Consider the following 24685-nt stretch of genomic DNA (forward strand, 5'->3'; position numbering starts at 1 on the left):
GTGGGAACTTATGGAGCAGCTGATGTCGTCGATTAAGGAGGTGATCCAGCCGCAGGTTCCCCTACGGCTACCTTGTTACGACTTCACCCCAGTCATGAATCACACCGTGGTAACCGTCCTCCCGAAGGTTAGACTAGCTACTTCTGGTGCAACCCACTCCCATGGTGTGACGGGCGGTGTGTACAAGGCCCGGGAACGTATTCACCGCGACATTCTGATTCGCGATTACTAGCGATTCCGACTTCACGCAGTCGAGTTGCAGACTGCGATCCGGACTACGATCGGTTTTCTGGGATTAGCTCCACCTCGCGGCTTGGCAACCCTCTGTACCGACCATTGTAGCACGTGTGTAGCCCAGGCCGTAAGGGCCATGATGACTTGACGTCATCCCCACCTTCCTCCGGTTTGTCACCGGCAGTCTCCTTAGAGTGCCCACCATTACGTGCTGGTAACTAAGGACAAGGGTTGCGCTCGTTACGGGACTTAACCCAACATCTCACGACACGAGCTGACGACAGCCATGCAGCACCTGTCTCAATGTTCCCGAAGGCACCAATCTATCTCTAGAAAGTTCATTGGATGTCAAGGCCTGGTAAGGTTCTTCGCGTTGCTTCGAATTAAACCACATGCTCCACCGCTTGTGCGGGCCCCCGTCAATTCATTTGAGTTTTAACCTTGCGGCCGTACTCCCCAGGCGGTCAACTTAATGCGTTAGCTGCGCCACTAAGAGCTCAAGGCTCCCAACGGCTAGTTGACATCGTTTACGGCGTGGACTACCAGGGTATCTAATCCTGTTTGCTCCCCACGCTTTCGCACCTCAGTGTCAGTATCAGTCCAGGTGGTCGCCTTCGCCACTGGTGTTCCTTCCTATATCTACGCATTTCACCGCTACACAGGAAATTCCACCACCCTCTACCATACTCTAGTCAGTCAGTTTTGAATGCAGTTCCCAGGTTGAGCCCGGGGATTTCACATCCAACTTAACTAACCACCTACGCGCGCTTTACGCCCAGTAATTCCGATTAACGCTTGCACCCTCTGTATTACCGCGGCTGCTGGCACAGAGTTAGCCGGTGCTTATTCTGTCGGTAACGTCAAAACAATCACGTATTAGGTAACTGCTCTTCCTCCCAACTTAAAGTGCTTTACAATCCGAAGACCTTCTTCACACACGCGGCATGGCTGGATCAGGCTTTCGCCCATTGTCCAATATTCCCCACTGCTGCCTCCCGTAGGAGTCTGGACCGTGTCTCAGTTCCAGTGTGACTGATCATCCTCTCAGACCAGTTACGGATCGTTGCCTTGGTGAGCCATTACCTCACCAACTAGCTAATCCGACCTAGGCTCATCTGATAGCGCAAGGCCCGAAGGTCCCCTGCTTTCTCCCGTAGGACGTATGCGGTATTAGCGTCCGTTTCCGAACGTTATCCCCCACTACCAGGCAGATTCCTAGGCATTACTCACCCGTCCGCCGCTCTCAAGAGAAGCAAGCTTCTCTCTACCGCTCGACTTGCATGTGTTAGGCCTGCCGCCAGCGTTCAATCTGAGCCATGATCAAACTCTTCAGTTCAAACATCTTTGGGTTTTTAAGAAACCCTAAACTTGGCTCAGCAATCGTTGGTTACATCTTTGATTTCTCGCGGAGTAACTTGTGATGCTGATAATCTTGTTGACTATCAGTCTGACTCCACAAGCACCCACACGAATTGCTTGATTCAGTTGTTAAAGAGCGGTTGGTTAAGATCTTTCGTCTCAACCGAGGCGCGCATTCTACAGCAGCCTCATTTGCTGTCAAGTGATTATTTTCAGAAGTTTTCAAAGTTTCCTTTGTAACTTCAACCACTTGCGCTTCCGATCTCTCGTTAGCGGGAGGCGAATTCTACAGCGTTACACGCTGCTGTCAACACCTCTTTTTCTCCGCTTTCGACCGAGAAGATCGAAACGTTAATAGAGCCTAACAACACCGCTCTACCAACTCCTTCCAGGCTTCGATGAACTGAAGCAGGCCGCTGTCGAATCTCGCATAACTCTTTGTTTACCAAGGAGTTTTCCGTTTCGACTGCGCCGGAAGTGGGGCGAATTATAGACAGATATAAATCGCCGTCAACCGTTAATTTCAGACTTATTCGGATTTGAGCGTAATACGCGCAAATGCCTTCTTCCCAGCCTGACAAACATGGGTCGCGCCCAGTTCGTATATAAAGGTGCGATCAACCACTTCACCATCTATACGCACACCACCGGAACCCAAGAGGTCACGCGCGACCGCCGAGTTCTTCACCAGGCCCGCCTTATTAAGGACTGCCGCGATCGGCATCGCCTCTGCAGCAGTCAGCTCGATCTCCGGCAGATCATCCGGCAGCTCGCCATCTTTCATCCGGTTGCCCGCCGCACGATGAGCACTGGCCGCAGCCTCTTCACCATGGAAACGCGCAACAATCTCTTCAGCCAGCTTGATCTTCACATCACGAGGGTTGGCGCCCGCTTCGACATCCGCACGCAGCGCATTGATCTCGTCCATCGAGCGGAAGCTCAACAGCTCGAAGTAACGCCACATCAGCGCATCCGGAATCGAAACCAGCTTGCCGTACATCACGCCCGGCGCTTCCTGGATACCGACATAGTTACCCAGGGACTTGGACATCTTCTTGACGCCGTCCAACCCTTCCAGCAACGGCATGGTCAGAACGCACTGAGCTTCCTGCCCATACGCCCGCTGCAGCTCACGCCCCATCAAAAGGTTGAACTTCTGATCGGTGCCACCCAACTCAACGTCAGCCCGCAACGCCACCGAGTCATACCCCTGGACCAGCGGGTACAGGAACTCGTGAATCGCGATCGGCTGATTGGTGGAATAGCGCTTGTCGAAGTCATCGCGTTCAAGCATGCGCGCTACGGTGTACTGGGATGTCAGGCGAATAAAATCCGCCGGCGCCATCTTGTCCATCCAGGTGGAGTTGAAGGCCACCTCGGTCTTGGCCGGATCGAGAATCTTGAACACCTGAGTCTTGTAGGTCTCGGCGTTATCGAGAACCTGTTCACGGGTCAGCGGCGGACGCGTGGCGCTCTTGCCGCTCGGATCACCGATCATCCCGGTGAAATCCCCTATAAGGAAGATCACTTGATGCCCCAGGTCCTGGAACTGCCGCAACTTATTAATAAGCACGGTATGACCCAGGTGTAGATCCGGCGCCGTCGGGTCAAAGCCGGCCTTGATACGCAGGGGCTGGCCACGCTTGAGCTTTTCGATCAGCTCCGCCTCGACCAACAGTTCTTCCGCACCACGTTTTATCAGCGCTAGCTGTTCTTCAACCGACTTCATAACAGACCCGCAAGGCTCAGATTCAAAAGGGAACCAACCATACAAGATCAGGGACTAATTACAAGTTTTGCCCTGCGCACGGACACCGTTCAGCAAACCCAACGCTCGCGAGCTTGCGCCACAGATGATTTGGTTATATTTTATACAGTTATTTCATCTTCATCATGTCATTCATCTTTTCCATTTCATCTTCAAAGTCAAAATTACCTATGACCACAGAACCGTCTAAAGCGCCGCCGCTTTACCCAAAGACCCACTTGCTCGCTGCAAGTGGTATCGCCGCCCTTTTGAGCCTGGCACTCCTGGTATTCCCTTCCAGTGACGTAGAAGCCAAACGAACATCCCTGAGCCTTGACCTGGAAAGTCCAGTTGAACAACTGACACAAGATCAAGACGCTTCCGACGCGCAACAAGCCACAAATGCACCTGTCGATTCGCCGTTTGCCCAGATCGAAAGCGCCCCCGACGAAACCGACAAAACCGCCCAGCAGCAGCCTGCACCTGCGCCAGCGCTGGCCAAGAACCCTCAGCATCGCGAGGTGATCGTCGGCAAGGGCGACACGCTTTCCACGCTGTTCGAGAAGGTCGGCCTGCCTGCCGCCACGGTTAATGAGGTCTTGGCCAGCGATAAACAAGCCAAGCAATTCACCCAGCTCAAGCGCGGTCAAAAACTCGAGTTCGAACTGACCCCCGACGGCCAGTTGAACAACCTGCACAGCAACCTCAGCGACCTGGAAAGCATCACCCTGACCAAGGATGCCAAGGGCTTCGCGTTCAATCGCATCACCACCAAACCAGTGATGCGTTCCGCCTATGTACACGGCGTGATCAACAGCTCGCTGTCGCAATCGGCCGCCCGTGCTGGCTTGTCCCACAGCATGACCATGGACATGGCCAGCGTGTTTGGCTACGACATCGACTTCGCCCAGGACATCCGCCAGGGTGACGAATTCGATGTGATCTACGAGCAGAAGGTCGCCAACGGTAAAGTGGTCGGCACCGGAAACATCCTCTCCGCGCGCTTTACCAACCGCGGCAAGACCTACACCGCCGTGCGCTACACCAACAAACAAGGCAACAGCAGCTACTACACCGCTGATGGCAACAGCATGCGCAAGGCCTTTATCCGGACACCTGTGGATTTCGCCCGCATTAGCTCGCGTTTCTCCATGGGTCGCAAGCACCCAATTCTGAACAAAATCCGCGCCCACAAAGGCGTCGACTATGCCGCTCCGCGCGGTACGCCCATCAAGGCGGCAGGTGACGGCAAGGTGCTGCTGGCCGGACGTCGCGGCGGTTACGGCAACACGGTGATCATCCAGCACGGCAATACCTACCGCACGCTGTATGGCCACATGCAAGGGTTCGCCAAGGGCGTACAGACTGGCGGCAACGTGAAGCAGGGCCAGGTGATCGGCTACATCGGCACCACCGGCCTGTCCACCGGCCCACACTTGCACTATGAGTTCCAGGTCAATGGCGTACACGTCGATCCATTGGGCCAGAAGCTGCCGATGGCCGACCCGATCGCCAAGGCCGAACGCGCACGTTTCATGCAACAAAGCCAACCGCTGATGGCGCGTATGGACCAGGAGCGCTCCACCCTGCTGGCTTCGGCGAAGCGTTAAGGTATGCCGCTCTATATAGGCGTGATGTCAGGGACCAGCCTCGATGGCCTGGATATCGCCCTGATCGAACACGATGTGGCGATCAAGCTGATCGCCACTCACTACATCCCCATGCCTGATAGCCTGCGCGGGGAACTGCTCAGCCTGTGCGCCAGCGGCCCGGATGAGATCGCCCGCTCAGCCATTGCCCAGCAGCACTGGGTTGCACTCGCCGCCCAGGGCATCCATGCCCTGCTGGACCAGCACAACCTCAAGCCCCAGGACATTCGCGCGATCGGCAGCCATGGGCAGACGATCCGCCATGAACCGGCACGCGGCTTCACCGTACAGATCGGCAATCCCGCCCTGCTCACCGAGCTGACCGGAATCACTGTGGTCAGCGACTTCCGCAGCCGCGACGTTGCCGCGGGTGGCCAGGGTGCGCCCTTGGTGCCAGCTTTTCATGAAGCACTGTTTGACGAGCGCAGCGGAAATCGTGCGGTATTGAATGTCGGAGGCTTCAGCAACCTCAGCCTGATCGAGACCGACAAGCCCGTAGCCGGCTTCGACTGCGGCCCGGGCAATGTCTTGCTGGATGCCTGGATTCACCAACAGCGCGGTGAACACTTCGATCGCGATGGCCTGTGGGCTGCCAGCGGTAAAGTTGAACCTCGACTGCTCAACGCTCTGCTCGGCGACCCCTTCTTCTCGACCAAAGGCCCAAAAAGCACCGGGCGCGAAGTGTTCAACATGGAATGGCTGCAACGGCACCTGGCGCGCCTGCCCGCATTCGCCCCTCAGGACATCCAGGCCACGCTGCTCGAACTGACGGCGCTGACCATCGTCGAGTCCCTGCAAACCGCCCAACCCCAGACAGAGACCCTGCTGGTCTGCGGCGGCGGCACCCATAACGCCACACTGATGAAGCGCCTGGCCGCGCTGTTGCCATCAACCCAGGTCAGCAGCACCGCCACCTGCGGCGTAGATCCCGACTGGGTCGAAGCCATGGCCTTCGCCTGGCTGGCCCATTGCTGCCTGGAAGGCATCGCCGCCAACCGCCCCAGCGTCACCGGCGCGCGCGGGCTGCGAGTCCTGGGCGGGATCTACCCCGCCTGACTGCCCCCCCATAATCCGCAGACAGCAAAACGCCGCTTGGCCGATCAAAGCCAAGCGGCGTTTTTGTATCCGCTACCGATCAGATCGAGAACGAAGACCCGCAACCACACGTAGTGGTGGCATTAGGGTTCTTGATCACGAAACGCGAGCCCTCAAGACCTTCCTGGTAATCCACCTCGGCGCCTGCCAAGTATTGGAAACTCATGGGGTCCACAACCAGGCTCACGCCCTCGCGCTCAACGATGGTGTCGTCATCGGCCACTTCTTCATCGAAGGTAAAACCGTACTGAAACCCTGAACAACCGCCGCCCGTAACAAATACGCGCAGCTTCAAGCGATCATTACCCTCTTCATCGACCAGGCTCTTCACCTTGTGCGCAGCACCGTGGGTGAATTGCAAAGCCGTGGGGGTGAAGGATTCAACGCTCATGCTGATAATCTCCCGGCGTACCGCCGCCATATGCGTAATGGTCGGCATTATCCGCTTCTCCTAGAAAAGCGGTCAACTATTATGGGCACAGCGGCGAGCTTCAAATCGCCAGCTCCAAGCATGCAGCTTACAACTTGAAGCCTACAACTGCTCTTAAGGCAGCATGCCCGCGTGGGACAATCCCAGCTTCTCATCCAGGCCGAACAGGATGTTCATGTTCTGCACCGCCTGGCCCGACGCGCCCTTGACCAGATTATCGATCACCGACAGCACCACCACCAGGTCACCGTCCTGAGGACGATGCACGGCAATCCGGCACACATTGGCGCCGCGCACGCTGCGGGTTTCCGGATGGCTACCGGCCGGCATCACGTCGACGAACGGCTCGTTGGCGTAGCGCTTTTCAAACAGCGCCTGCAGATCGACCGAGCGATCCACCACAGTCGCGTACAGCGTCGAGTGAATGCCACGGATCATCGGGGTCAGGTGCGGCACGAAAGTCAGCCCCACGTCCTTACCGGCGGCGCGACGCAACCCTTGGCGGATTTCCGGCAGATGGCGGTGCCCTTTTACCGCATAGGCCTTCATGCTTTCCGACGTCTCGGAGTACAGCGACCCCACTGCGGCCCCACGACCGGCGCCGCTGACACCCGACTTGCAGTCCGCGATCAAGCGCGAAGTATCCGCCAGCCCAGCTTCGAGCAATGGCAGGAAACCCAACTGCGTCGCGGTCGGATAGCAACCCGGCACGGCGATCAGGCGCGCTTGCTTGATCTGTTCACGATTGACTTCCGGCAGGCCGTACACCGCCTCTTCCAACAGCTGCGGCGCACCGTGTGGTTGGCCGTACCATTTGGCCCACTCATCGGCGTCCTGCAGGCGGAAGTCCGCCGACAGATCGATGACCTTGGTACCGGCGGCCAGCAGCTCACCGGCCAGCGCATGGGCAACGCCATGGGGTGTGGCAAAGAACACCACGTCACAGGCGCCGAGGGTCTTGATGTCCGGCACGCTGAACGCAAGGCCGTCGTAATGGCCTCGCAGGTTCGGATACATATCGGCCACAGCCAGACCGGCCTCGGATCGGGAAGTGATGACCACCACCTCAGCTTGCGGATGCTGTGCCAACAGACGCAGCAATTCGACACCGGTGTAACCCGTGCCGCCGACGATACCGACCTTGACCATAAACCTGCCCTCAACGAATCCACTGGAAAGCTGTCGATAATAGGGGCCGCATCGTTCTGCGACAACCGCCAACGTGACGTAAGGACGCATGAGCCACTACTATCTTCGGTTACCGTGAACCTGGGAATAACTAAAAATGCTCTATCTATGGGTCAAAGCCTTTCATATCGTCGCCATCGTGTGCTGGTTTGCCGGGCTGTTCTACCTGCCGCGCCTGTTCGTCTACCACGCACAAAGCGAGGACACAGTGAGTAAGGAGCGTTTCAGCGTGATGGAGCGCAAGCTGTATCGCGGCATCATGGGCCCGTCGATGCTTGCCACGCTGGTCTTCGGCATCTGGATGATCGCCCTCAACCCCAGCCTCTTCCATATGGGCGCGTGGCTCCACGTCAAGCTGACCCTGGTCGTTCTGCTGATCGGTTACCACCATATGTGCGGCGCGCAGGTAAAACGCTTCGCCCGTGGCGAAAACACCCGCAGCCATGTCTTTTATCGCTGGTTCAATGAAGTCCCGGTTCTGATATTGCTGGCTATCGTAATTTTGGTCGTGGTCAAACCGTTCTAACTTCAATGACTCGGGGTACCTCCAATGTCGCTGCCCGCTTTGCTTGAACAACGTCTGCGCCTGCCCGTCGTGGCTGCGCCGATGTTCCTGATTTCCAACCCGCAACTGGTCCTGGCGTGCTGCCGCAATGGCGTGGTCGGGAGCTTCCCGGCGCTGAACCAGCGCGAAAGCAGTGGTTTCAAGGCCTGGCTGGAGGAAATCGAAGCGGGCCTGGCGCAGATGGACAACCCCGCGCCCTACGCCGTCAACCTCATCGTCCATAACAGCAACCCACGGCTGGAGGCTGACCTGGCGATCTGCGTGGAGCACAAGGTGCCGATCGTCATCACCAGCCTCGGTGCGGTGAAGGAGTTGGTCGACGCCGTACACAGTTATGGCGGCCTGGTTTTTCACGACGTGACCACGCGGCGTCACGCCGAGAAAGCCGCCGAAGCCGGGGTGGACGGTCTGATCGCGGTGGCCGCCGGCGCCGGTGGCCATGCCGGCACCTGGAGTCCGTTCGCGTTGATCGCCGAGATTCGCCAGTTCTTCGATAAAACCCTGCTGCTGGCCGGTTGCCTCAACCACGGGCACGAGATCCTTGCCGCCCAGTTGCTCGGCGCAGACCTCGCGTATCTCGGCACCCGCTTTATCGGCACCACCGAAAGCCACGCGCCGGATGCGTATAAAGAGATGCTGCTCACATCGCGCGCCGTCGACATCGTGCACACTGCCGCAGTCTCTGGCGTGCCCGCCAGCTTTATGCGCCAGAGCCTGGAAAACGCCGGATTCGACCTCGCCGCCCTGCAAGACAAAGGCGAAGTCAATTTCGGCGCCAAGCTCAAGCCGTTGAGCGACGAGGCCAAGGCCTGGAAGACGGTCTGGTCCGCCGGCCAGGGCGTCGGCGAGATCGATGATTTACCCGGCGTCGATGAACTCGTTGCCCGCCTGGATGCCGAATACCGCGAAGCCCGTGAGACGGCGGCACAATTGCGCTGGCCGCGCTGATACACTTGCTGGCCCCGCCGCTGTGACGCGGGCCTGCCCACCTCCCCCTGTAACGTGACAAGGATGCCCGCATGAGCGACAACCGTTTCAAGATTGTGTTTGATGGAGCCTTGCTCCCGGGTGTCGAAAGCACCACCGCTAAGCTGAATCTCGCCGAACTGTTCAAAAGCGACGTTGAGGCCATCGAGAAGCTCTTTACCGGCCGCCCCGTTGCCCTCAAGCGCGACCTGTCGCGCCCCGATGCCGACACCTACCTCACCGCGCTGAAGAACGCCGGGGTCGACGCACGTATCGAAGCCGAACAGCCCGTGGCCTTCAGCCTCGACGAAACCCACGAGACAGAGTTCTCCGCCCGCCCTGCCGCCTCCCCGTATGCACCACCGCGCGCGACAGTGGGCGACGACTTGCCGGAGTATGCCGAGCTCAAGGTTTTCACGATCCATGGCCGCATCGGGCGCCTGCGTTACCTGGCCTGGACGCTGGTCCTCACCGTCGCAATGCTCGTCGCCTCGGGCATCCTCGCCACTGCTGGCTTCGCCGTGGCGACCGCTTCGCCGACGGCAGGCATCATTCTGGGTTCGCTGCTGGGCTTTGCGCTGTTCGTGGCGATTGTCTGGGTCAGCGTGCAAATCGGCGTGCAGCGTCTACACGACCTGGGCTGGTCGGGCTGGCTGTACCTGCTGAACCTGGTGCCACTGGTGAACAGCATTTTCCCGTTGTTGCTGCTGGTGTTGCCGGGTAACACAGGCGCCAACCAGTACGGCGCGCCGCCACCGCGCAACTCCACGGCGGTGAAAGTCCTGGCCTCCCTGTGGCTGGCGTTTATTCCGTTGATGCTCATCATCGTGATGGCTTTGGGGATGAACGGCTACCTGGACCAACTCGAAAGCAACGTCGACAGCAGCTACGAAAGCAGCTCCATCACCTCGGATGACGACGTCGATCAAAGCGTGATCGTCGATGAAGCAGACGTGCAAAGTGCTGACGACGCGGCCGAACCTGTAGACTCTCCAGAACAGTGAAGAAACGCCCGCCGCCTGTGATGCCTCTGTCACAGGCCCGGCGGCGTTGCGATGGAGAAAGGCATGACCCGTTACGCTCTGATCACCGGTGCCTCCAGCGGCATCGGCCTGGCCTTGGCCGAAGCGCTGGCCCGGCGTGGCCGCAGCTTGATTCTGGTGGCCCGCCAGCGTGATCAGTTGGAAAGCATTGCAATCGAATTGACGCAACGCTTCGGCGTCGAGGTGCTGTTCCGTGCCTGCGACCTGGGCGAACCGCTGCGCTTGTCCGGGTTCCTGCTGGAACTTGAGGAAGGCGAGCGACAGATCGACTTGCTGATCAACTGCGCTGGCATGGGCACCAGCGGGCCGTTCCTGGCCCAGGACTGGATGACCGAGCAGGACCTGATCGAAGTCAACATCCTCGCACTGACCCGTATGTGCCACGCCCTCGGCAATGCCATGGCCCTGCATGGCGGCGGGCAGATCCTGAATGTCGCCTCGATCGCCGCATTCCAACCCGGCCCATGGATGAGCAGTTACTACGCCAGCAAGGCCTATGTACTGCACTTCTCCGAAGGCTTGCGCGAAGAATTGAAAACCTGCGGCATCAAGGTCTCGGTATTGTGCCCCGGCCCGACGCGCACGGCGTTCTTCGGCACGGCGCAAATGGACACCACCAAGCTCGAGCGCAGCGCGCACTTGATGAGCCCGGAAGAAGTGGCGCTCTACACCGTGCGCGCACTGGAAAAGAACAAAGCCATCATCATCCCCGGCCGCCGCAACCGCTGGCTGGCTTTCAGCCCGCGCTTGAGCCCACGCTGGCTGACACGCAAGATCGCCGGCGCGATCAACAAGGCCTATTGCCCGCGCTGACGGCCTGAGTACACTCACCCTGCACATTCACAATGGAGAAACAGCTTTGGATACTCTGTTCACCAAAATCATCAACAGAGAAATACCCGCGAAGATCATCTATGAAGATGACCAGGTCCTGGCCTTCCACGATATCGCCCCACAAGCGCCGGTACATTTTCTGGTTATCCCGAAAAAACCGATCCGCACCCTGAACGACCTGACCGAGGACGACAAAACCTTGGCCGGACATATCCTGTTCACCGCCCAGCGCCTGGCGCTGGAACTGGGCTGCGAGAAAGGCTTCCGTGTGGTGATGAACTGCAATGAAGAAGGTGGACAGACCGTTTACCACATCCATATGCATGTGCTGGGTCAGCGCCAGATGAACTGGCCGCCGGGCTGATACGCCTGACACAAGGGTCGCCAGCCCCGGCATGCGACCCCATGCCCTTGACTCAGCGCAAACGCTTCGCCCTCTCTTGCGGTAAACTGGCCGCCGAGATTCTTCCCGGAGGTCAGCATGACTACCCAACGTCACTACTCGCCGATTGACCGTCTGTTGCTGCAAGCCGACACGGCCATGCGCACGCTGTTGCCATTCAGCGGCCAGCCGTATCGTCCGTCGCCCGCCATCGTGCAGCCCGACGCGCAAATGAGCGAGACCGACACCCGCCACGTCGCTGGCCTGATGCGTATCAACCATACCGGTGAAGTCTGTGCCCAAGCGCTGTACCAGGGCCAGGCGTTGACCGCCAAGCTGCCGCAAGTGCGCGCGGCAATGGAGCATGCAGCCGAGGAAGAAATCGACCACCTGGCCTGGTGCGAGCAACGTATTCGCCAATTGGGCAGCCATCCCAGCGTGCTGAACCCGCTGTTCTATGGCCTGTCGTTTGGGATTGGCGCCGCGGCCGGCTTGATCAGCGACAAAGTCAGCCTGGGTTTTGTCGCCGCCACGGAACGGCAAGTGTGCAAGCACCTGGATGAGCACCTGGAACAGTTACCGGCCGAAGACGAAAAGTCCCGGGCGATTCTTGAGCAGATGCGCATCGACGAAGAACACCACGCAGAAAGCGCACTGGATGCCGGCGGTTTCCGCTTCCCAGCGCCGGTGAGGTTTGGCATGAGCCTGATGGCCAAGGTCATGACCAAAAGCACCTACCGCATCTAAGCCGCAAAAAAGGGCGCTATCGAAGCGCCCTGTCTTTATTGCCGGAAACTCCCTGTATCAGCCCAACTCAATGATTTCGTAATCATGGGTAATCGCGACACCCGCCGCGCCAAGCATGATCGACGCCGAGCAATACTTCTCGGCCGACAGTTCGATGGCGCGCTTGACCTGGGCTTCTTTCAGCGCCCGGCCCTTGACCACGAAATGCATGTGGATCTTGGTGAACACCTTGGGATCTTCAGTCGCACGCTCGGCTTCGAGGAAGGCTTCGCAGCTTTCCACGGCCTGACGGGATTTTTTCAGGATGCTGACCACGTCGAAATTGCTGCAACCGCCTACACCAAGCAGGAGCATTTCCATCGGGCGAACGCCCAGGTTGCGGCCGCCGGCTTCCGGCGGACCGTCCATGACAACGACATGGCCACTGCCCGACTCACCGAGGAACATGGCTTCGCCCGCCCATTGGATGCGTGCCTTCATCGCCCAGACTCCACTGCTAAAAAAGGGTCGCCAGCTTAGCACAGGGCCCGCGGCCGACAGCTTTTCCGCGCAACGTCATCAATCGTCAGGGTGCCACGGTAAATTGGTTAATAGAGTCACAATGTGTCTGGTAAGCTGGCGCCAAATGAGTGGCGCATTGCCATCCTTTGTGCGACGTGTATCAATGTAGATACGGCTATATAAAAACAAGTCCAACCACCCTGTGCAGTCTTTTTCGGGATACAACCATGGTTGCTTTTACTCCCATACCCAAGATCAAGAATCTCGACAGACTGCTGACGCATTGCCAGAGTCGTCGGTACCCGGCCAAGCACAACATCATCTGCGCAGGCGAACGCTCCGAAACACTGTTCTTCATTATCAAGGGCTCGGTCACCATCCTGATCGAGGATGAAGACGGCCGCGAGATGATCATTGCCTACCTCAATACCGGCGATTTCTTCGGGGAGCTGGGGTTATTTGAACAAGCCGGCAAAGAGCAGGAGCGCAGCGCCTGGGTGCGGACCAAAATCGAGAGCGAAGTGGCGGAGATCAGTTACGCGAAGTTTCGTGAACTGACTCAGCACGATCCCGACATCCTCTACGCGCTGAGCGGCCAGATTGCCCAGCGCCTGCGGGACACCACACGCAAAGTCGGCGACCTGGCATTCTTTGATGTCACCGGCCGCGTGGCCCGTTGCCTGCTGGAGCTGTGCAAACAGCCCGACGCCATGACTCACCCGGATGGCATGCAGATCAAAGTCACGCGCCAGGAGATCGGGCGCATTGTCGGTTGTTCACGGGAGATGGTCGGCCGCGTGCTCAAGGATCTGGAAGAGCGCAACCTGGTAAACGTCAAAGGCAAGACGATGGTCGTGTTCGGCACCCGCTAACCCGGCAGGAAGCCGGCCAGCATCTGCCGGTACAAAGTATCCAGCCGGCTGATCGCGTCCGGCGCGGGGAAGGCTTCGTGCAGGGCGATATGGCTGTCGGCGCGAACGCGCTGTTCCAGGCCGCAGGCTTGATTGAAACGATTGACCGCAGCAATCAGTTCTTCGCGGTCGTTGTCCAGCAACAAGGCTCCGTGTACCAACCCCACCGGACGGCCACCACTTTGGCGCCAGCGCTGGGCGGTGCCGACCATTTTGCGGCCATTAAGGTTGACGTTGTAGCGACCGTCGCAAAACGCCCCATCGATCTCGCCGACGGAGGCATCGCCGCCCAATTCGAGCAGCAGGTCGCAGATCGGCTGGCACAAACGCAGGTAGCCGGTTTCGATGCGCGCCTGATCGCCTTCACTGCGCGGCGGTGCGTAGACCAAAGCGATATTCACCGTGGCGCTCGACTGCGGCACCGGCTCGCCGCCGGTTTCGCGCAACAGCACCGGCCAACCGGCCTGCGCCGACACCTGGCTAGCCAGCTCGAACGCCGGCAAGCGGCTCAAACGACGCGGCATCACCAATGCCTGGTCGCTGGGTTGCCAGAACAGCAAGCCAAACGCCCGCTCACCCGCGCACACTTGCGCCAGTAAGGCCTGCTCCGCAGCAAGCCCGGCTTCGACGGTCATCGACACTGGCTGGATCATCGAACACCTACCTCGCTGAATAAACACAAAACCCAATGTGGGAGGGGCGGTGCGACGGTTCGACTTGCTCCCGATGGCGGAGTGTCAGTCAGTACATCTATCAACTGATACACCGCTATCGGGAGCAAGCCCCCTCCCACATGTTGACCGCACTTCAAATACTGACCGTGGTTTGATCAATCCAGGGTCGAACCGCTGACCGCCACACCGCGCTCCGGGAAGAACAGGCGTTGCAGTTCGGCGCCCGGGTTCTCAGCGCGCATAAAGGTCTCGCCCACCAGGAACGAATACACGTCGCTGATTTCCATCAGCTCCACGTCGGCGCGGTTGACGATGCCGCTTTCGGTAATCACCAGACGGTCGCGCGGGATACGCGGCAGCAGGTCGAGGGTATTTTCCAGGCTGACTTCGAAGGTGTGCAGGTTACGGTTGTTGACCCCCACCAGCGGCGTGTCGAGGGTTTTCAGCGCACGTTCCAGTTCATCGCCGTCGTGAACTTCCACCAGCACATCCAGGCCAACGCTTTTGGCCACGGCCGCCAGCTCGGCCATCTTCACGTCATCCAGCGCAGAGACGATCAGCAGCACGCAGTCGGCGCCCAGGGCGCGGGCTTCAACGATCTGGTATGGATCGATCATGAAGTCCTTGCGGATCACCGGCAATTTGCACGCCGCGCGGGCCTGTTGCAGGAACAGATCGGAGCCCTGGAAATAGTCGACGTCGGTCAGCACGGAGAGGCAAGTCGCCCCGCCTTTCTCATAGCTGACGGCGATTTCCGCCGGTGCGAAGTTTTCGCGGATCACGCCTTTGCTCGGCGAGGCCTTCTTGATTTCAGCGATGACGGCCGGCTGCTTGAGCTTGGCCTGGGCGATCAAGGCCTTGGCGAAGCCACGCGGCGCATCGGCGATTTTCGCCTGGCTTTCCAGCTCGGCCAGGCTCACGCGGGCACGGCGTTCAGCGATTTCTTCGGCTTTGCGGGCCAGGATCTTTTCTAGAACGGTCGGCACACTCATCCTTCATTCTCCATCTTGAACACCGCAGTAAAGGCACCCAGTTCTTCGAGCTTCTCGCGTGCAAGGCCGGTGTGCAACGCGTCATGCGCGAGGGCCACGCCTTCTTTAAGACTATAGGCGTGATCGGCGGCATAGAGCGCAGCACCGGCATTGAGCACGATCATTTCTGCGGCTTTCTGGCCGTTTTCGGTCTTGCGACGCCCCAAGGCGTCCTGAATCAGCGCCAGGGAGGCCGCCGGGCTTTCCACCGCTAGGCCGTGCAGGCTCTGGCTCTTCATGCCGAGGTCTTCAGGCTCGACCCAATATTCGGTGATCTGATCATTCTTCAGCTCCGCCACAAAGGTCGGCGCCGCCAGGCTGAATTCGTCCAGGCCGTCTTTCGAATGCACCACCAGCACATGCTTGCTGCCCATGCGCTGCAACACTTCTGCCAACGGCCGGCACAGGGCCAGGCTGAACACGCCCACCACCTGATGCTTCACACCGGCCGGATTCGTAAGCGGGCCGAGCATATTGAACAGGGTACGCAGGCCGAGATCCTTGCGCGGGCCGGCAGCATGCTTCATCGCGCCGTGGTGGGACTGGGCAAACATGAAGCCGATGCCCACGTTGTCGATGCAGCGCGCCACTTGGACGGGTGTCAGGTTCAGGTAGATCCCGGCCGCTTCGAGCAGATCCGCGCTGCCGCTTTTGCCGGAAACCGCTCGGTTGCCGTGCTTGGCCACGGTGCAACCGGCCGCCGCGACCACGAAGGACGCCGCCGTGGACACGTTGAAAATATTCGCACCGTCGCCGCCAGTGCCGACCACATCGACCACACCGTCGAGGGTTTTGAGCTCGACCTTGTCTGCCAGCTCACGCATCACCGACACGGCGCCGACGATTTCGTCGATGCTCTCGCTCTTCATGCGCATCGCCATCATGAACGCGCCGATCTGCGCGTCGGTGCATTGACCGGTCATGATCTCACGCATCACATCGCTCATTTCCGCGGTGCTCAGGTCCAGATGGCCGACGATACGGCTCAGGGCAGTCTTGATATCCATGAAAAGTCCTTAGCGCGTGCCGCCGCTCTGCTTGAGAAAGTTGGCGAACAGCTCGTAGCCCTGCTCGGTCAGGATCGACTCGGGGTGAAACTGTACCCCTTCGATATTCAGTGTCTTGTGGCGCAGGCCCATGATCTCGTCGACCGAGCCGTCGTCCAACTGAGTCCAGGCGGTCAGTTCCAGGCAGTCGGGCAGGGTTTCGCGCTTGACCACCAGCGAGTGGTAGCGCGTCACGGTGACCGGCAGCTTGAGGCCCTCGAACACGCCGAGGTTGTTATGGAACACCGGGCTGGTCTTGCCATGCATCACTTGGCGCGCCCGCACCACCTCACCGCCAAACGCCTGGCCGATAGACTGGTGGCCCAGGCAAACGCCGAGGATCGGCAGCTTGCCGGCGAAATATTTGATGGCTTCAAGGGACACGCCCGCTTCGGTCGGCGTACACGGGCCAGGCGAAACCACGATGCGCTCCGGGTTCAGTGCGGCGATTTCGGCGACGGTCAGTTCGTCGTTGCGCACCACCTTGACCTCGGCACCGAGTTCGCCCAGGTACTGCACAACGTTGTAGGTAAAGGAGTCGTAGTTATCAATCATCAGCAACATGGGGGAAACCTCAAGAATTCTTAGCCCTGGGGGGTCTGTTCAGCCAACGCCACTGCGCGGAACATGGCGCGGCGCTTGTTCAGGGTTTCTTCCCATTCGAGGGCCGGCACCGAGTCGGCGACGATCCCGCCACCGGCCTGCACATGCAGCTCCCCGTCCTTGATCACCGCCGTGCGAATCGCAATGGCGGTGTCCATGTTGCCGTTCCAGGCGAAATACCCTACGGCGCCGCCGTAAACACCGCGCTTGACCGGCTCCAGCTCGTCGATGATCTCCATCGCCCGAATCTTCGGCGCGCCCGACAAGGTGCCCGCCGGCAGAATCGCCCGCAACGCGTCCATCGCGGTCAGGCCGGCCTTCAACTCGCCGGTGACGTTGGAGACGATGTGCATCACGTTGGAATAGCGCTCGATGACCATCTTCTCCGTCAACTTCACCGAGCCGATTTCCGAGACGCGCCCGGTGTCATTACGGCCCAGGTCGATCAGCATGAGGTGCTCGGCGATTTCCTTGTCGTCGCTGAGCAGGTCTTCTTCCAGCGCCAGGTCCGCTTCCTCGGTCGCGCCACGCGGGCGGGTGCCGGCGATCGGGCGCACGGTGATCAGGTTGTCCTCGACGCGCACCAGCACTTCCGGCGAACTGCCGACGACGTGGAAGTCGCCGAAGTTGAAGAAGTACATGTACGGCGTCGGGTTGAAGCAACGCAGCGCGCGGTACAGATCGATCGGCGCGGCCTTGAAGTCGATGGACATGCGTTGCGACGGCACCACCTGCATACAGTCGCCAGCCAGGATGTATTCCTTGATGGTATCGACCGCCCGCTCGTAGTCATCCTGGGTAAAGCTGGAGCGGAACACCGGGTCGGCCGCAGGCGGACGGCGCAGGTCCAGACCGCGACGCGGGGTGATCGGCTGGCGCAGTTTTTCCAGCAGGGCTTCGAGGCTCGCCAGGCCTTCCTCGAAAGCGTCGGCCTGGGATGGGTCGGCGAGCACGATCGCGTGCATCTTGCCGGCGAGGTTGTCGAACACCACCACGGCGTCGGAGACCATCAGCAGAATATCCGGAACGCCCAGCGGATCGGGGTTCGGGCATTTGCCCAGGCGCTTTTCCACATAACGCACGCAGTCGTAGCCGAAATACCCGACCAGGCCGCCGTTGAAACGCGGCAACCCAGGGATGGTCGGCACGTTGTAGCGCGCCTTGAAGGTTTCGACGAAGGCCAGCGGGTCTTCGACGTCATGGCTTTCGATCTCGACGCCGTCATGGGTGATGCTGACGTGATGGTCGTACACCCGCATGACAGTGCGGCACGGCAGGCCGATGATCGAGTAACGGCCCCACTTCTCGCCGCCCTGTACCGATTCGAGCAAGTACGAGTTGGGCTCGTCGGCCAGCTTCAGGTAGATCGACAGCGGCGTATCGAAGTCGGCCAGGGTTTCGCAGGCCAGGGGGATACGGTTATAGCCGGCAGCGGCCAAACGCAGGAATTCTTCGCGGATCATGAGGTGCCTCGTGGCATGAGGGTCTAACGGTCAGGTATGCAAACGTGCCGCAACGCGCGGCGAGGATCAGTCAGGCGCGCCAACGCCAGCGGGCCAGGGCCTTGATGACTTTCATCCAGAGTTTGCGAGTGACTACCACGATGGCACTTCCAGAGGGGGACGGATCGGTGTCTGGCAACGTTATCTCAGCGCCAGCTCCCAAGCAACCGGGGATTAGCCGGCGCAGGTCATCAATCACCAGCGAGGGCGACTCTTCGGCGATCGGCCGACCGTGGTTATAGCCGTAACTCAAGGCGACGCACTGCACGCCCGCCGCTTTGGCCGCGAGCACATCGCTGCGCGAGTCGCCGATAAACAACGACTCGGACGCCGGGATATTGGCCATTTTCATCACAAAGAACAGCGCCGCCGGGTCGGGCTTCTTCTGCGGCAACGTATCGCCACCGATGATCCAGCGGAAGTAACGGCCGATTTTCATCTGGTCCAACAGCGGCGCGACGAAGCGCTCCGGCTTGTTGGTGATCAGGGCCATTTCCACGCCCTGCTTGCTCAGCCATTTGAGGGTGTCGCGCACGCCGGGGTACACCACGGTCAGTTCGTGGTGGTCTTCATAGGCCGCATTGAACAATTCCAGGGCGTGCTCGGCCTCGACATCATCGACACCCTCGGCATCGATGTGGTTGGCCAGCGCCCGGCGCACCAGCTTCTGCGCGCCGTTGCCGACCCATTCGCGCACCGACTCGATGCCGACCGGCTTGCGCCCCAGCTTGAGCAGCATCTCGTCCACCGCCGCTGCCAGGTCCGGCACCGAATCGATCAACGTACCGTCCAGATCGAACATCACCAACCGTGGCAGTTTGCCGGGGAACAGCCGCTCAAAGCCACTCATGGACGCGCCAGCGCCAGTTCTGCACGCATCTTGGCGATGACTTCCTGGTAGTCAGGCGCATTGAAGATCGCCGAGCCGGCCACAAAGGTGTCGGCGCCGGCCGCAGCGATTTCGCGGATGTTGTTGACGTTGACCCCACCGTCGATTTCCAGGCGGATGTCACGCCCCGAGGCATCGATCAGCGCGCGGGCTTCGCGCAGCTTGTCGAGGGTGCCGGGGATGAACTTCTGCCCGCCGAAACCTGGGTTGACGCTCATCAGCAACACCATGTCGACCTTGTCCATCACGTACTTGAGCACGTCCAGCGGGGTGGCCGGGTTGAACACCAGGCCCGCCTTGCAGCCGCCTTCGCGGATCAGTTGCAGGGTACGGTCGACGTGCAGCGAGGCTTCCGGGTGGAAGGTGATGTAAGTCGCACCCGCGTCAATGAAGTCACCGACGATGCGGTCCACCGGGCTGACCATCAGGTGCGCGTCGATCGGCGCGGTGACGCCGTACTTGCGCAACGCCGCGCAAACCATCGGGCCGATAGTCAGGTTGGGAACGTAGTGGTTGTCCATGACGTCGAAGTGGACGAAGTCGGCACCGGCGGCCAACACCTTGTCCACTTCCTCGCCGAGGCGGGCGAAGTCGGCGGAGAGAATCGATGGAGCGATAACGAAGGGCTGCATGACGCACCTTTTTTGAGCTAAATCACGATGGCGCGCATTGTATACCTCATGCTTTGCCCTGCGCACCGTGACCTAACTCAACGGCTAGTACGCTGCCCGGTAGATTTTCTCGATATCGGCGACGCTGAGCCGGCGCGGATTGTTGCGCATCAGGCGCTCGATACCCGCCGCTTCCGTGGCCATGCCCGCGAGGGCGTCTTCGGGGATGCCGAAACTGCGCAGGCCCGAAGGGATCTCCACGTCGGCACACAACCGCGTCATCGCCTCGACCGCCTGGTCGGCGGCAGCGTTGACGCTCAGGCCGGCGACATTCACGCCCATTGCTTGGGCAATGTCCTGCATGCGCTCGACACAGGCCAGCTTGTTCCAGTGCATGACATACGGCAGCAACAGCGCGTTGCTCACGCCATGGGCGATATTGAAGCGCCCGCCCAGCGGGTAGGCCAACGCATGCACCGCCCCGACCCCAGCGTTACCGAACGCCATCCCGGCCATCAGGCTGGCGGTGGCCATGTCGTCGCGAGCCTGCAGGTTGGCCGGGTTGGCGTAAGCCTTGGGCAACGCCTTGGTAATCAGCTTGATCGCGCCGATGGCCAAGGCATCGGTAATCGGTGAGGCATTCAGCGACAGGTAGGACTCGATGGCATGCACCAGCGCATCCACGCCACTGGCGGCGGTGACGCTGCGCGGGCAGGTCAGGGTCATCTGCGGGCTGATGAGTGCGACGTCCGGCAGCAGGAAGTCACTGACAATGCCCTTTTTCAGTTGTGCGACCTTGTCGGAGAGGATCGCGACGTTGGTCACTTCCGAGCCGGTGCCGGCCGTCGTGGGAATGGCGATCAACGGCGGGCCCTTGCGCGGTACCTGGTCGACGCCGAACAGATCCGCCAGGGCGCCGTGATAACCGGCATAGGCCGCCACGCTTTTGGCGATATCGATTGCACTGCCGCCGCCCAAGCCGATCAGGCCGTCGTGCCCGCCTTCGCGGTAGGCGCGCATGCAATCTTCGACAATGGCGATTTCCGGGTCGGGCAGCACCCGGTCAAAGATCTCGTAGGCGCGCCCGCCCAAATGCGCCAGCGCCAGCGCAACAGTGCCTGACTTGACCAGCGCGGCGTCGGTGACGATCAGCGGGTTGTCGACATCCAGCCGCGTCAGCTCGGCGGCCAGTTGTTCGATGGCACCGGCGCCAGTCAGCAGTTTATGGGCGATCTTGAATGAGGAAGTACTCATGTGCGCGGCCTCTTGTTGATTGTGGGCTGGCACAAGAGTAGCTGAAGGAGATCGGTTGTATTCCATTCAACAGCTGAATGGTCACAGAACCCATGTGGGAGGGAGCAAGCTCCCTCCCACATTTAGACCTGGGCGGTACGCAGTTTTTCGCTACGGCCGCGCAGCCATTCCAGGGTCAGCAGCAACAACACCGAAAAGGCAATCAGCAAAGTCGCCGCTGCCGCAATCGTCGGGCTGAGGTTTTCGCGGATACCGCTGAACATCTGGCGCGGCAGGGTAGCTTGCTCGGGGCCGGCGAGGAACAGCGTCACCACCACTTCGTCGAACGAGGTGGCAAACGCGAACAACGCGCCGGAAATCACCCCCGGCGCAATCAGCGGCAAGGTCACCCGGCGAAACGCGGTCAACGGCGATGCCCCCAAGCTGGCCGCCGCCCGCACCAGGTTATGGTTAAACCCCTGTAAGGTCGCGGACACCGTGATGATCACAAACGGCACGCCCAACACGGCGTGGACCACGATCAGCGAGAAGAAACTGTTACCCAGCCCCAGCGGCGCGAAGAACAGGTAACTGGCCACGCCGATGATCACCACCGGCACCACCATCGGCGAGATCACCAGGGCCATCACCAGCGCCTTGCCGGGGAAATGCCCGCGGGTCAGGCCGATCGCCGCCAACGTGCCGAACACCATCGCCAGCACGGTGGCCGCCGGGGCGACGATGATGCTGTTCTTCAGCGCACGCATCCATTCGGCCGAGGCGAAGAAATCCTGGTACCAGTGCAGCGAGAAGCCTTGCAGCGGGTACACCAGGAAACTGCCGCTGTTGAACGACAGCGGGATGATCACCAGCACGGGCAGAATCAGGAACAGCAGGATCAAGCCGCAGAGTATCCGCAAGCTGTAGAACCACACCCGTTCCACGGGCGACATATAAGGGCTCAGCATCGCAAGGTCTCCTTAGCTCAGGCGCAGGCGGCTGGCGCCCACCAGCCGGTTGTAGATCAGGTACAGCACCACGGTGGCCAGCAGCAGCAAGCCGCCCAACGCCGTCGCCATGCCCCAGTTGATACTGGTGTTGGTGTAGAAGGCCACGAAGTAGCTGACCATCTGGTCGTTCGGGCTGCCCAGCAAGGCCGGGGTAATGTAGTAACCAATCGCCAGGATGAACACCAGCAGGCAGCCTGCGCCCACACCGGCGTAGGTTTGCGGGAAGTACACACGCCAGAAGCTGGCGAATGGGTGACAGCCCAGGGAAATCGCGGCGCGCATGTAGGTCGGCGAGATGCCTTTCATCACGCTGTAGATCGGCAGAATCATGAACGGCAGCAGGATATGCACCATGGAGATGTAGACCCCGGTGCGGTTGAACACCAGTTCCAACGGCTTATCGATCAGGCCCATGCCCATCAGCGCGCTGTTGATCAGGCCGCCGGACTGCAGCAGCACGATCCAAGCCGCCACGCGCACCAGGATCGACGTCCAGAACGGCAGCAGGACCAGAATCATCAACAGGTTGCTTTGCCGTGCAGGCAGGTTGGCCAGCAGGTAGGCCAGCGGATAGGCCAACAGCAGACAAACAAAGGTGATCACCAGGCCCATCCAGAAGGTGCGGGCGAAGATGTCCAGGTAGATCGCCTGGTCCGGCGTGGCCGGGGCCACTTCGCCGAGGTCGTCGATGCGGTGATCGACGGCCGCCAGCAGGTAGTACGGCGTCAGGCTGCTGGTATTGCGTCGGATCGCCTGCCAGTACGCCGGGTCGCCCCAGCGTTCATCGAGGGTTTCCAGCGCTTCTTTATAAGAGGCCGGCGCTGCGGTAAACGGCAGCGCACGGGCGGTTTTGGTCAGCAGGCTACGATAGCCGGCCAGTTCCATGTTCAAGCGTTTCGACAGATCGCCGAGGGTCTGGTTTTTGCGCGCTTCACCGAGGTCTTCGCTGAGCGCCTGGTACACCGGCTCGCCAGGCAAGCCGCGACCGTCCCAGGTCTTCACCGCCACCACCGTGCGCGGCAAGCCACCCACGACTTCCGGGTTACCGACACTTTTGTACAGCAGCGCAACGATCGGCACCAGGAACACCAGCAGCAAAAACAGCACCAGTGGCGCAATCAAGGCCTGGGCCTTCCAGCGATTAAGCCGCTCGGCACGCGCCAGGCGCTGCTTGAGGGTGGGGCTGTTGACCTCGGTCGAGGGAACGGCGATGGCCATGGCTAACTCCGAAACTTGAAAATGAATGCACTCTGCCAAACGCAGCAGATCCCCTGTGGGAGGGGGCTTGCTCCCGATAGCGGAATGTCAGTCAGTACATATACCAACTGATACACCGCTATCGGGGGCAAGCCCCCTCCCACATGGAGTTACTTGGCAGCCCAGGAATTGAAGCGCTGCTCGAGTTGCTCGCCGTTATCGGCCCAGAAGCTCACATCGATCTGCACCTGGTTGGCAATGTTCTCAGGCGTGGTCGGCATGTCTTTGAGCACGTCCTTGGCCAGCAACGGTACGGCTTGGGTGTTGGCCGGGCCGTAAGCGATGTTTTCCGAGTAGATCTTCTGCTGCTGCGGCTGCACCGAGAAGGCGATGAACTTCTTCGCCGCTTCTGCACGATCCTTGGCCAGGCCTTTTGGAATAGCCCACGCGTCGAAGTCGTAGATGCCACCGTTCCAGACCACTTTCAGGTTGCTCTCTTTCTGTACGGCAGCGATGCGACCGTTGTAGGCCGAGCTCATCACTACGTCACCCGAGGCGAGGTACTGCGGCGGTTGCGCGCCGGCTTCCCACCACTGGATCGACGGCTTGAGTTCGTCGAGTTTCTTGAACGCACGGTCCTGGCCATCTTTGCCGGCCAGCACTTTGTACACATCCTTCGGCGCTACGCCGTCGGCCATCAAGGCGAACTCGAGGGTGTACTTGGCACCCTTGCGCAGGCCGCGTTTGCCAGGGAATTTCTTGGTGTCCCAGAAATCCGCCCAACTGGTCGGCGCGCTGCTCAGCTTGTCGGCGTTGTAGGCGAGCACGGTCGACCACACGAAGAAGCCCACGCCGCATGGCTGGATGGCGCCTTTCACGTAGTCAGCGGTGTTACCGAACAGTTTCGGGTCCAGCGGTTCGAACATATCTTCGTCACAACCACGGGACAGTTCCGGCGATTCCACTTCCACCAGGTCCCAGGACACGCTCTTGGTGTCGACCATGGCCTTGACCTTGGCCATCTCACCGTTGTACTCGCCAGCGACGATTTTGCCGTTGCCTGCACTTTCCCACGGTGCATAGAAGGCCTTGACCTGTGCTGCCTTGTTCGCGCCACCAAAGGACACGACCGTCAGGTCCGGGCCGGCCATGGCCTGTGTCGCGCCGATCAAACCGATCGCCAGTGCGGAATACTTAAGGGATCTCAACATTGTTGTTCTCTCCACGTGCAGGGTTGG

24 protein-coding genes and 1 rRNA gene are annotated in these 24685 nt (G+C 60.1%); 9 read left to right on the forward strand and 16 right to left on the reverse strand.

Features of this window, described 5'->3' with window-relative positions:
- Nucleotides 1-33 precede the first annotated feature (33 nt).
- Nucleotides 34-1570, reverse strand: a 16S ribosomal RNA gene (locus tag P3S72_RS27410).
- Nucleotides 1571-2122: 552 nt separating this feature from the next.
- A complete protein-coding gene (tyrS, locus tag P3S72_RS27415; RefSeq protein WP_276195113.1) occupies nt 2123-3322 on the reverse strand; it encodes a tyrosine--tRNA ligase in 1200 nt (399 codons plus the stop codon).
- A 209-nt stretch (nt 3323-3531) separates the two neighbouring features.
- Here tyrS and P3S72_RS27420 point away from each other — a divergent pair, with 209 nt between their 5' ends.
- Both P3S72_RS27420 and P3S72_RS27425 read left to right on the forward strand, forming a co-directional pair.
- Nucleotides 3532-4950 carry a peptidoglycan DD-metalloendopeptidase family protein gene (locus P3S72_RS27420; protein ID WP_247405759.1) on the forward strand — a complete coding sequence of 473 codons (1419 nt, stop codon included), beginning with the start codon at nt 3532-3534 and terminating at the stop codon, nt 4948-4950.
- A 3-nt stretch (nt 4951-4953) separates the two neighbouring features.
- Nucleotides 4954-6045: an anhydro-N-acetylmuramic acid kinase gene (locus P3S72_RS27425; RefSeq protein ID WP_276195114.1), complete on the forward strand. Its 1092-nt coding sequence runs from the start codon at nt 4954-4956 to the stop codon at nt 6043-6045.
- Nucleotides 6046-6124: 79 nt separating this feature from the next.
- On the opposite strand, the gene erpA is transcribed toward P3S72_RS27425, so the two are convergent.
- Together erpA and argC are read right to left on the reverse strand one after the other, a co-directional pair.
- Nucleotides 6125-6475, reverse strand: coding sequence for an iron-sulfur cluster insertion protein ErpA (gene erpA / locus P3S72_RS27430; RefSeq protein ID WP_007906865.1), 351 nt, complete (start codon nt 6473-6475; stop codon nt 6125-6127).
- A gap of 153 nt (nt 6476-6628) precedes the next feature.
- Nucleotides 6629-7663, reverse strand: coding sequence for an N-acetyl-gamma-glutamyl-phosphate reductase (gene argC, locus P3S72_RS27435; RefSeq protein ID WP_247405766.1), 1035 nt, complete (start codon nt 7661-7663; stop codon nt 6629-6631).
- Nucleotides 7664-7799: 136 nt separating this feature from the next.
- Between argC and hemJ the strand changes: the two genes are divergently transcribed.
- The 6 genes from hemJ to coq7 all read left to right on the forward strand — a co-directional run bounded on the left by hemJ (nt 7800) and on the right by coq7 (nt 12239).
- Entirely contained in the window at nt 7800-8228 is a 429-nt protein-coding gene (gene hemJ, locus P3S72_RS27440; RefSeq protein WP_276195115.1) for a protoporphyrinogen oxidase HemJ, read from the forward strand.
- A gap of 24 nt (nt 8229-8252) precedes the next feature.
- Nucleotides 8253-9215 carry a nitronate monooxygenase family protein gene (locus P3S72_RS27445; protein ID WP_276195116.1) on the forward strand — a complete coding sequence of 321 codons (963 nt, stop codon included), beginning with the start codon at nt 8253-8255 and terminating at the stop codon, nt 9213-9215.
- Between the two features lie 71 nt (nt 9216-9286).
- Nucleotides 9287-10237, forward strand: coding sequence for a DUF805 domain-containing protein (locus P3S72_RS27450; protein ID WP_276195117.1), 951 nt, complete (start codon nt 9287-9289; stop codon nt 10235-10237).
- Nucleotides 10238-10300: 63 nt separating this feature from the next.
- Nucleotides 10301-11089, forward strand: coding sequence for an SDR family oxidoreductase (locus P3S72_RS27455; protein ID WP_276195118.1), 789 nt, complete (start codon nt 10301-10303; stop codon nt 11087-11089).
- 46 nt (nt 11090-11135) lie between these two features.
- A complete protein-coding gene (locus P3S72_RS27460; protein WP_010568016.1) occupies nt 11136-11474 on the forward strand; it encodes a histidine triad nucleotide-binding protein in 339 nt (112 codons plus the stop codon).
- A gap of 117 nt (nt 11475-11591) precedes the next feature.
- Nucleotides 11592-12239 (forward strand): 2-polyprenyl-3-methyl-6-methoxy-1,4-benzoquinone monooxygenase, encoded by a 648-nt coding sequence (gene coq7 / locus P3S72_RS27465; protein ID WP_276195119.1) that lies wholly within the window; start codon nt 11592-11594, stop codon nt 12237-12239.
- A 57-nt stretch (nt 12240-12296) separates the two neighbouring features.
- Here coq7 and P3S72_RS27470 read toward each other — a convergent pair whose 3' ends face one another.
- On the reverse strand, nt 12297-12719 hold the full coding sequence (locus tag P3S72_RS27470; RefSeq protein ID WP_005792019.1) for an OsmC family protein: 423 nt from the start codon (nt 12717-12719) through the stop codon (nt 12297-12299).
- 248 nt (nt 12720-12967) lie between these two features.
- Here P3S72_RS27470 and crp point away from each other — a divergent pair, with 248 nt between their 5' ends.
- Nucleotides 12968-13612 (forward strand): cAMP-activated global transcriptional regulator CRP, encoded by a 645-nt coding sequence (crp, locus tag P3S72_RS27475; protein WP_247406562.1) that lies wholly within the window; start codon nt 12968-12970, stop codon nt 13610-13612.
- Here crp and P3S72_RS27480 read toward each other — a convergent pair.
- From P3S72_RS27480 to P3S72_RS27530, 11 genes are all read right to left on the reverse strand, one after another.
- Nucleotides 13609-14304: a lipoate--protein ligase family protein gene (locus P3S72_RS27480; RefSeq protein ID WP_276195120.1), complete on the reverse strand. Its 696-nt coding sequence runs from the start codon at nt 14302-14304 to the stop codon at nt 13609-13611. The two genes, crp and P3S72_RS27480, sit on opposite strands and share 4 nt — an antisense overlap.
- A 176-nt stretch (nt 14305-14480) precedes the next feature.
- On the reverse strand, nt 14481-15317 hold the full coding sequence (gene trpC, locus P3S72_RS27485; protein ID WP_276195121.1) for an indole-3-glycerol phosphate synthase TrpC: 837 nt from the start codon (nt 15315-15317) through the stop codon (nt 14481-14483).
- Nucleotides 15314-16363 (reverse strand): anthranilate phosphoribosyltransferase, encoded by a 1050-nt coding sequence (gene trpD, locus P3S72_RS27490; RefSeq protein WP_247401722.1) that lies wholly within the window; start codon nt 16361-16363, stop codon nt 15314-15316. The genes trpC and trpD overlap by 4 nt, the downstream gene beginning before the upstream one ends.
- Nucleotides 16364-16372: 9 nt before the next feature.
- On the reverse strand, nt 16373-16966 hold the full coding sequence (locus tag P3S72_RS27495) for an aminodeoxychorismate/anthranilate synthase component II (protein ID WP_247401720.1): 594 nt from the start codon (nt 16964-16966) through the stop codon (nt 16373-16375).
- 20 nt (nt 16967-16986) lie between these two features.
- On the reverse strand, nt 16987-18468 hold the full coding sequence (trpE, locus tag P3S72_RS27500) for an anthranilate synthase component I (protein ID WP_276195122.1): 1482 nt from the start codon (nt 18466-18468) through the stop codon (nt 16987-16989).
- A gap of 70 nt (nt 18469-18538) precedes the next feature.
- Nucleotides 18539-19357 (reverse strand): phosphoglycolate phosphatase, encoded by an 819-nt coding sequence (locus P3S72_RS27505; protein WP_276195123.1) that lies wholly within the window; start codon nt 19355-19357, stop codon nt 18539-18541.
- Nucleotides 19354-20028, reverse strand: coding sequence for a ribulose-phosphate 3-epimerase (gene rpe / locus P3S72_RS27510; RefSeq protein WP_276195124.1), 675 nt, complete (start codon nt 20026-20028; stop codon nt 19354-19356). Before rpe ends, P3S72_RS27505 begins: the two co-directional genes overlap by 4 nt.
- Nucleotides 20029-20112: 84 nt before the next feature.
- Nucleotides 20113-21261, reverse strand: a complete 1149-nt coding sequence (locus P3S72_RS27515) for an iron-containing alcohol dehydrogenase (protein ID WP_276195125.1) — start codon at nt 21259-21261, stop codon at nt 20113-20115.
- Between the two features lie 122 nt (nt 21262-21383).
- Nucleotides 21384-22208 carry an ABC transporter permease gene (locus P3S72_RS27520; RefSeq protein ID WP_024077705.1) on the reverse strand — a complete coding sequence of 275 codons (825 nt, stop codon included), beginning with the start codon at nt 22206-22208 and terminating at the stop codon, nt 21384-21386.
- 12 nt (nt 22209-22220) lie between these two features.
- Nucleotides 22221-23468, reverse strand: coding sequence for an ABC transporter permease (locus P3S72_RS27525; RefSeq protein WP_276195126.1), 1248 nt, complete (start codon nt 23466-23468; stop codon nt 22221-22223).
- Nucleotides 23469-23617: 149 nt separating this feature from the next.
- Nucleotides 23618-24658, reverse strand: a complete 1041-nt coding sequence (locus tag P3S72_RS27530; protein ID WP_253399628.1) for an ABC transporter substrate-binding protein — start codon at nt 24656-24658, stop codon at nt 23618-23620.
- Nucleotides 24659-24685: the final 27 nt, after the last annotated feature.

The organism is Pseudomonas sp. D3 (genome assembly GCF_029320995.1).
Lineage (GTDB): Bacteria > Pseudomonadota > Gammaproteobacteria > Pseudomonadales > Pseudomonadaceae > Aquipseudomonas > Aquipseudomonas paraveronii.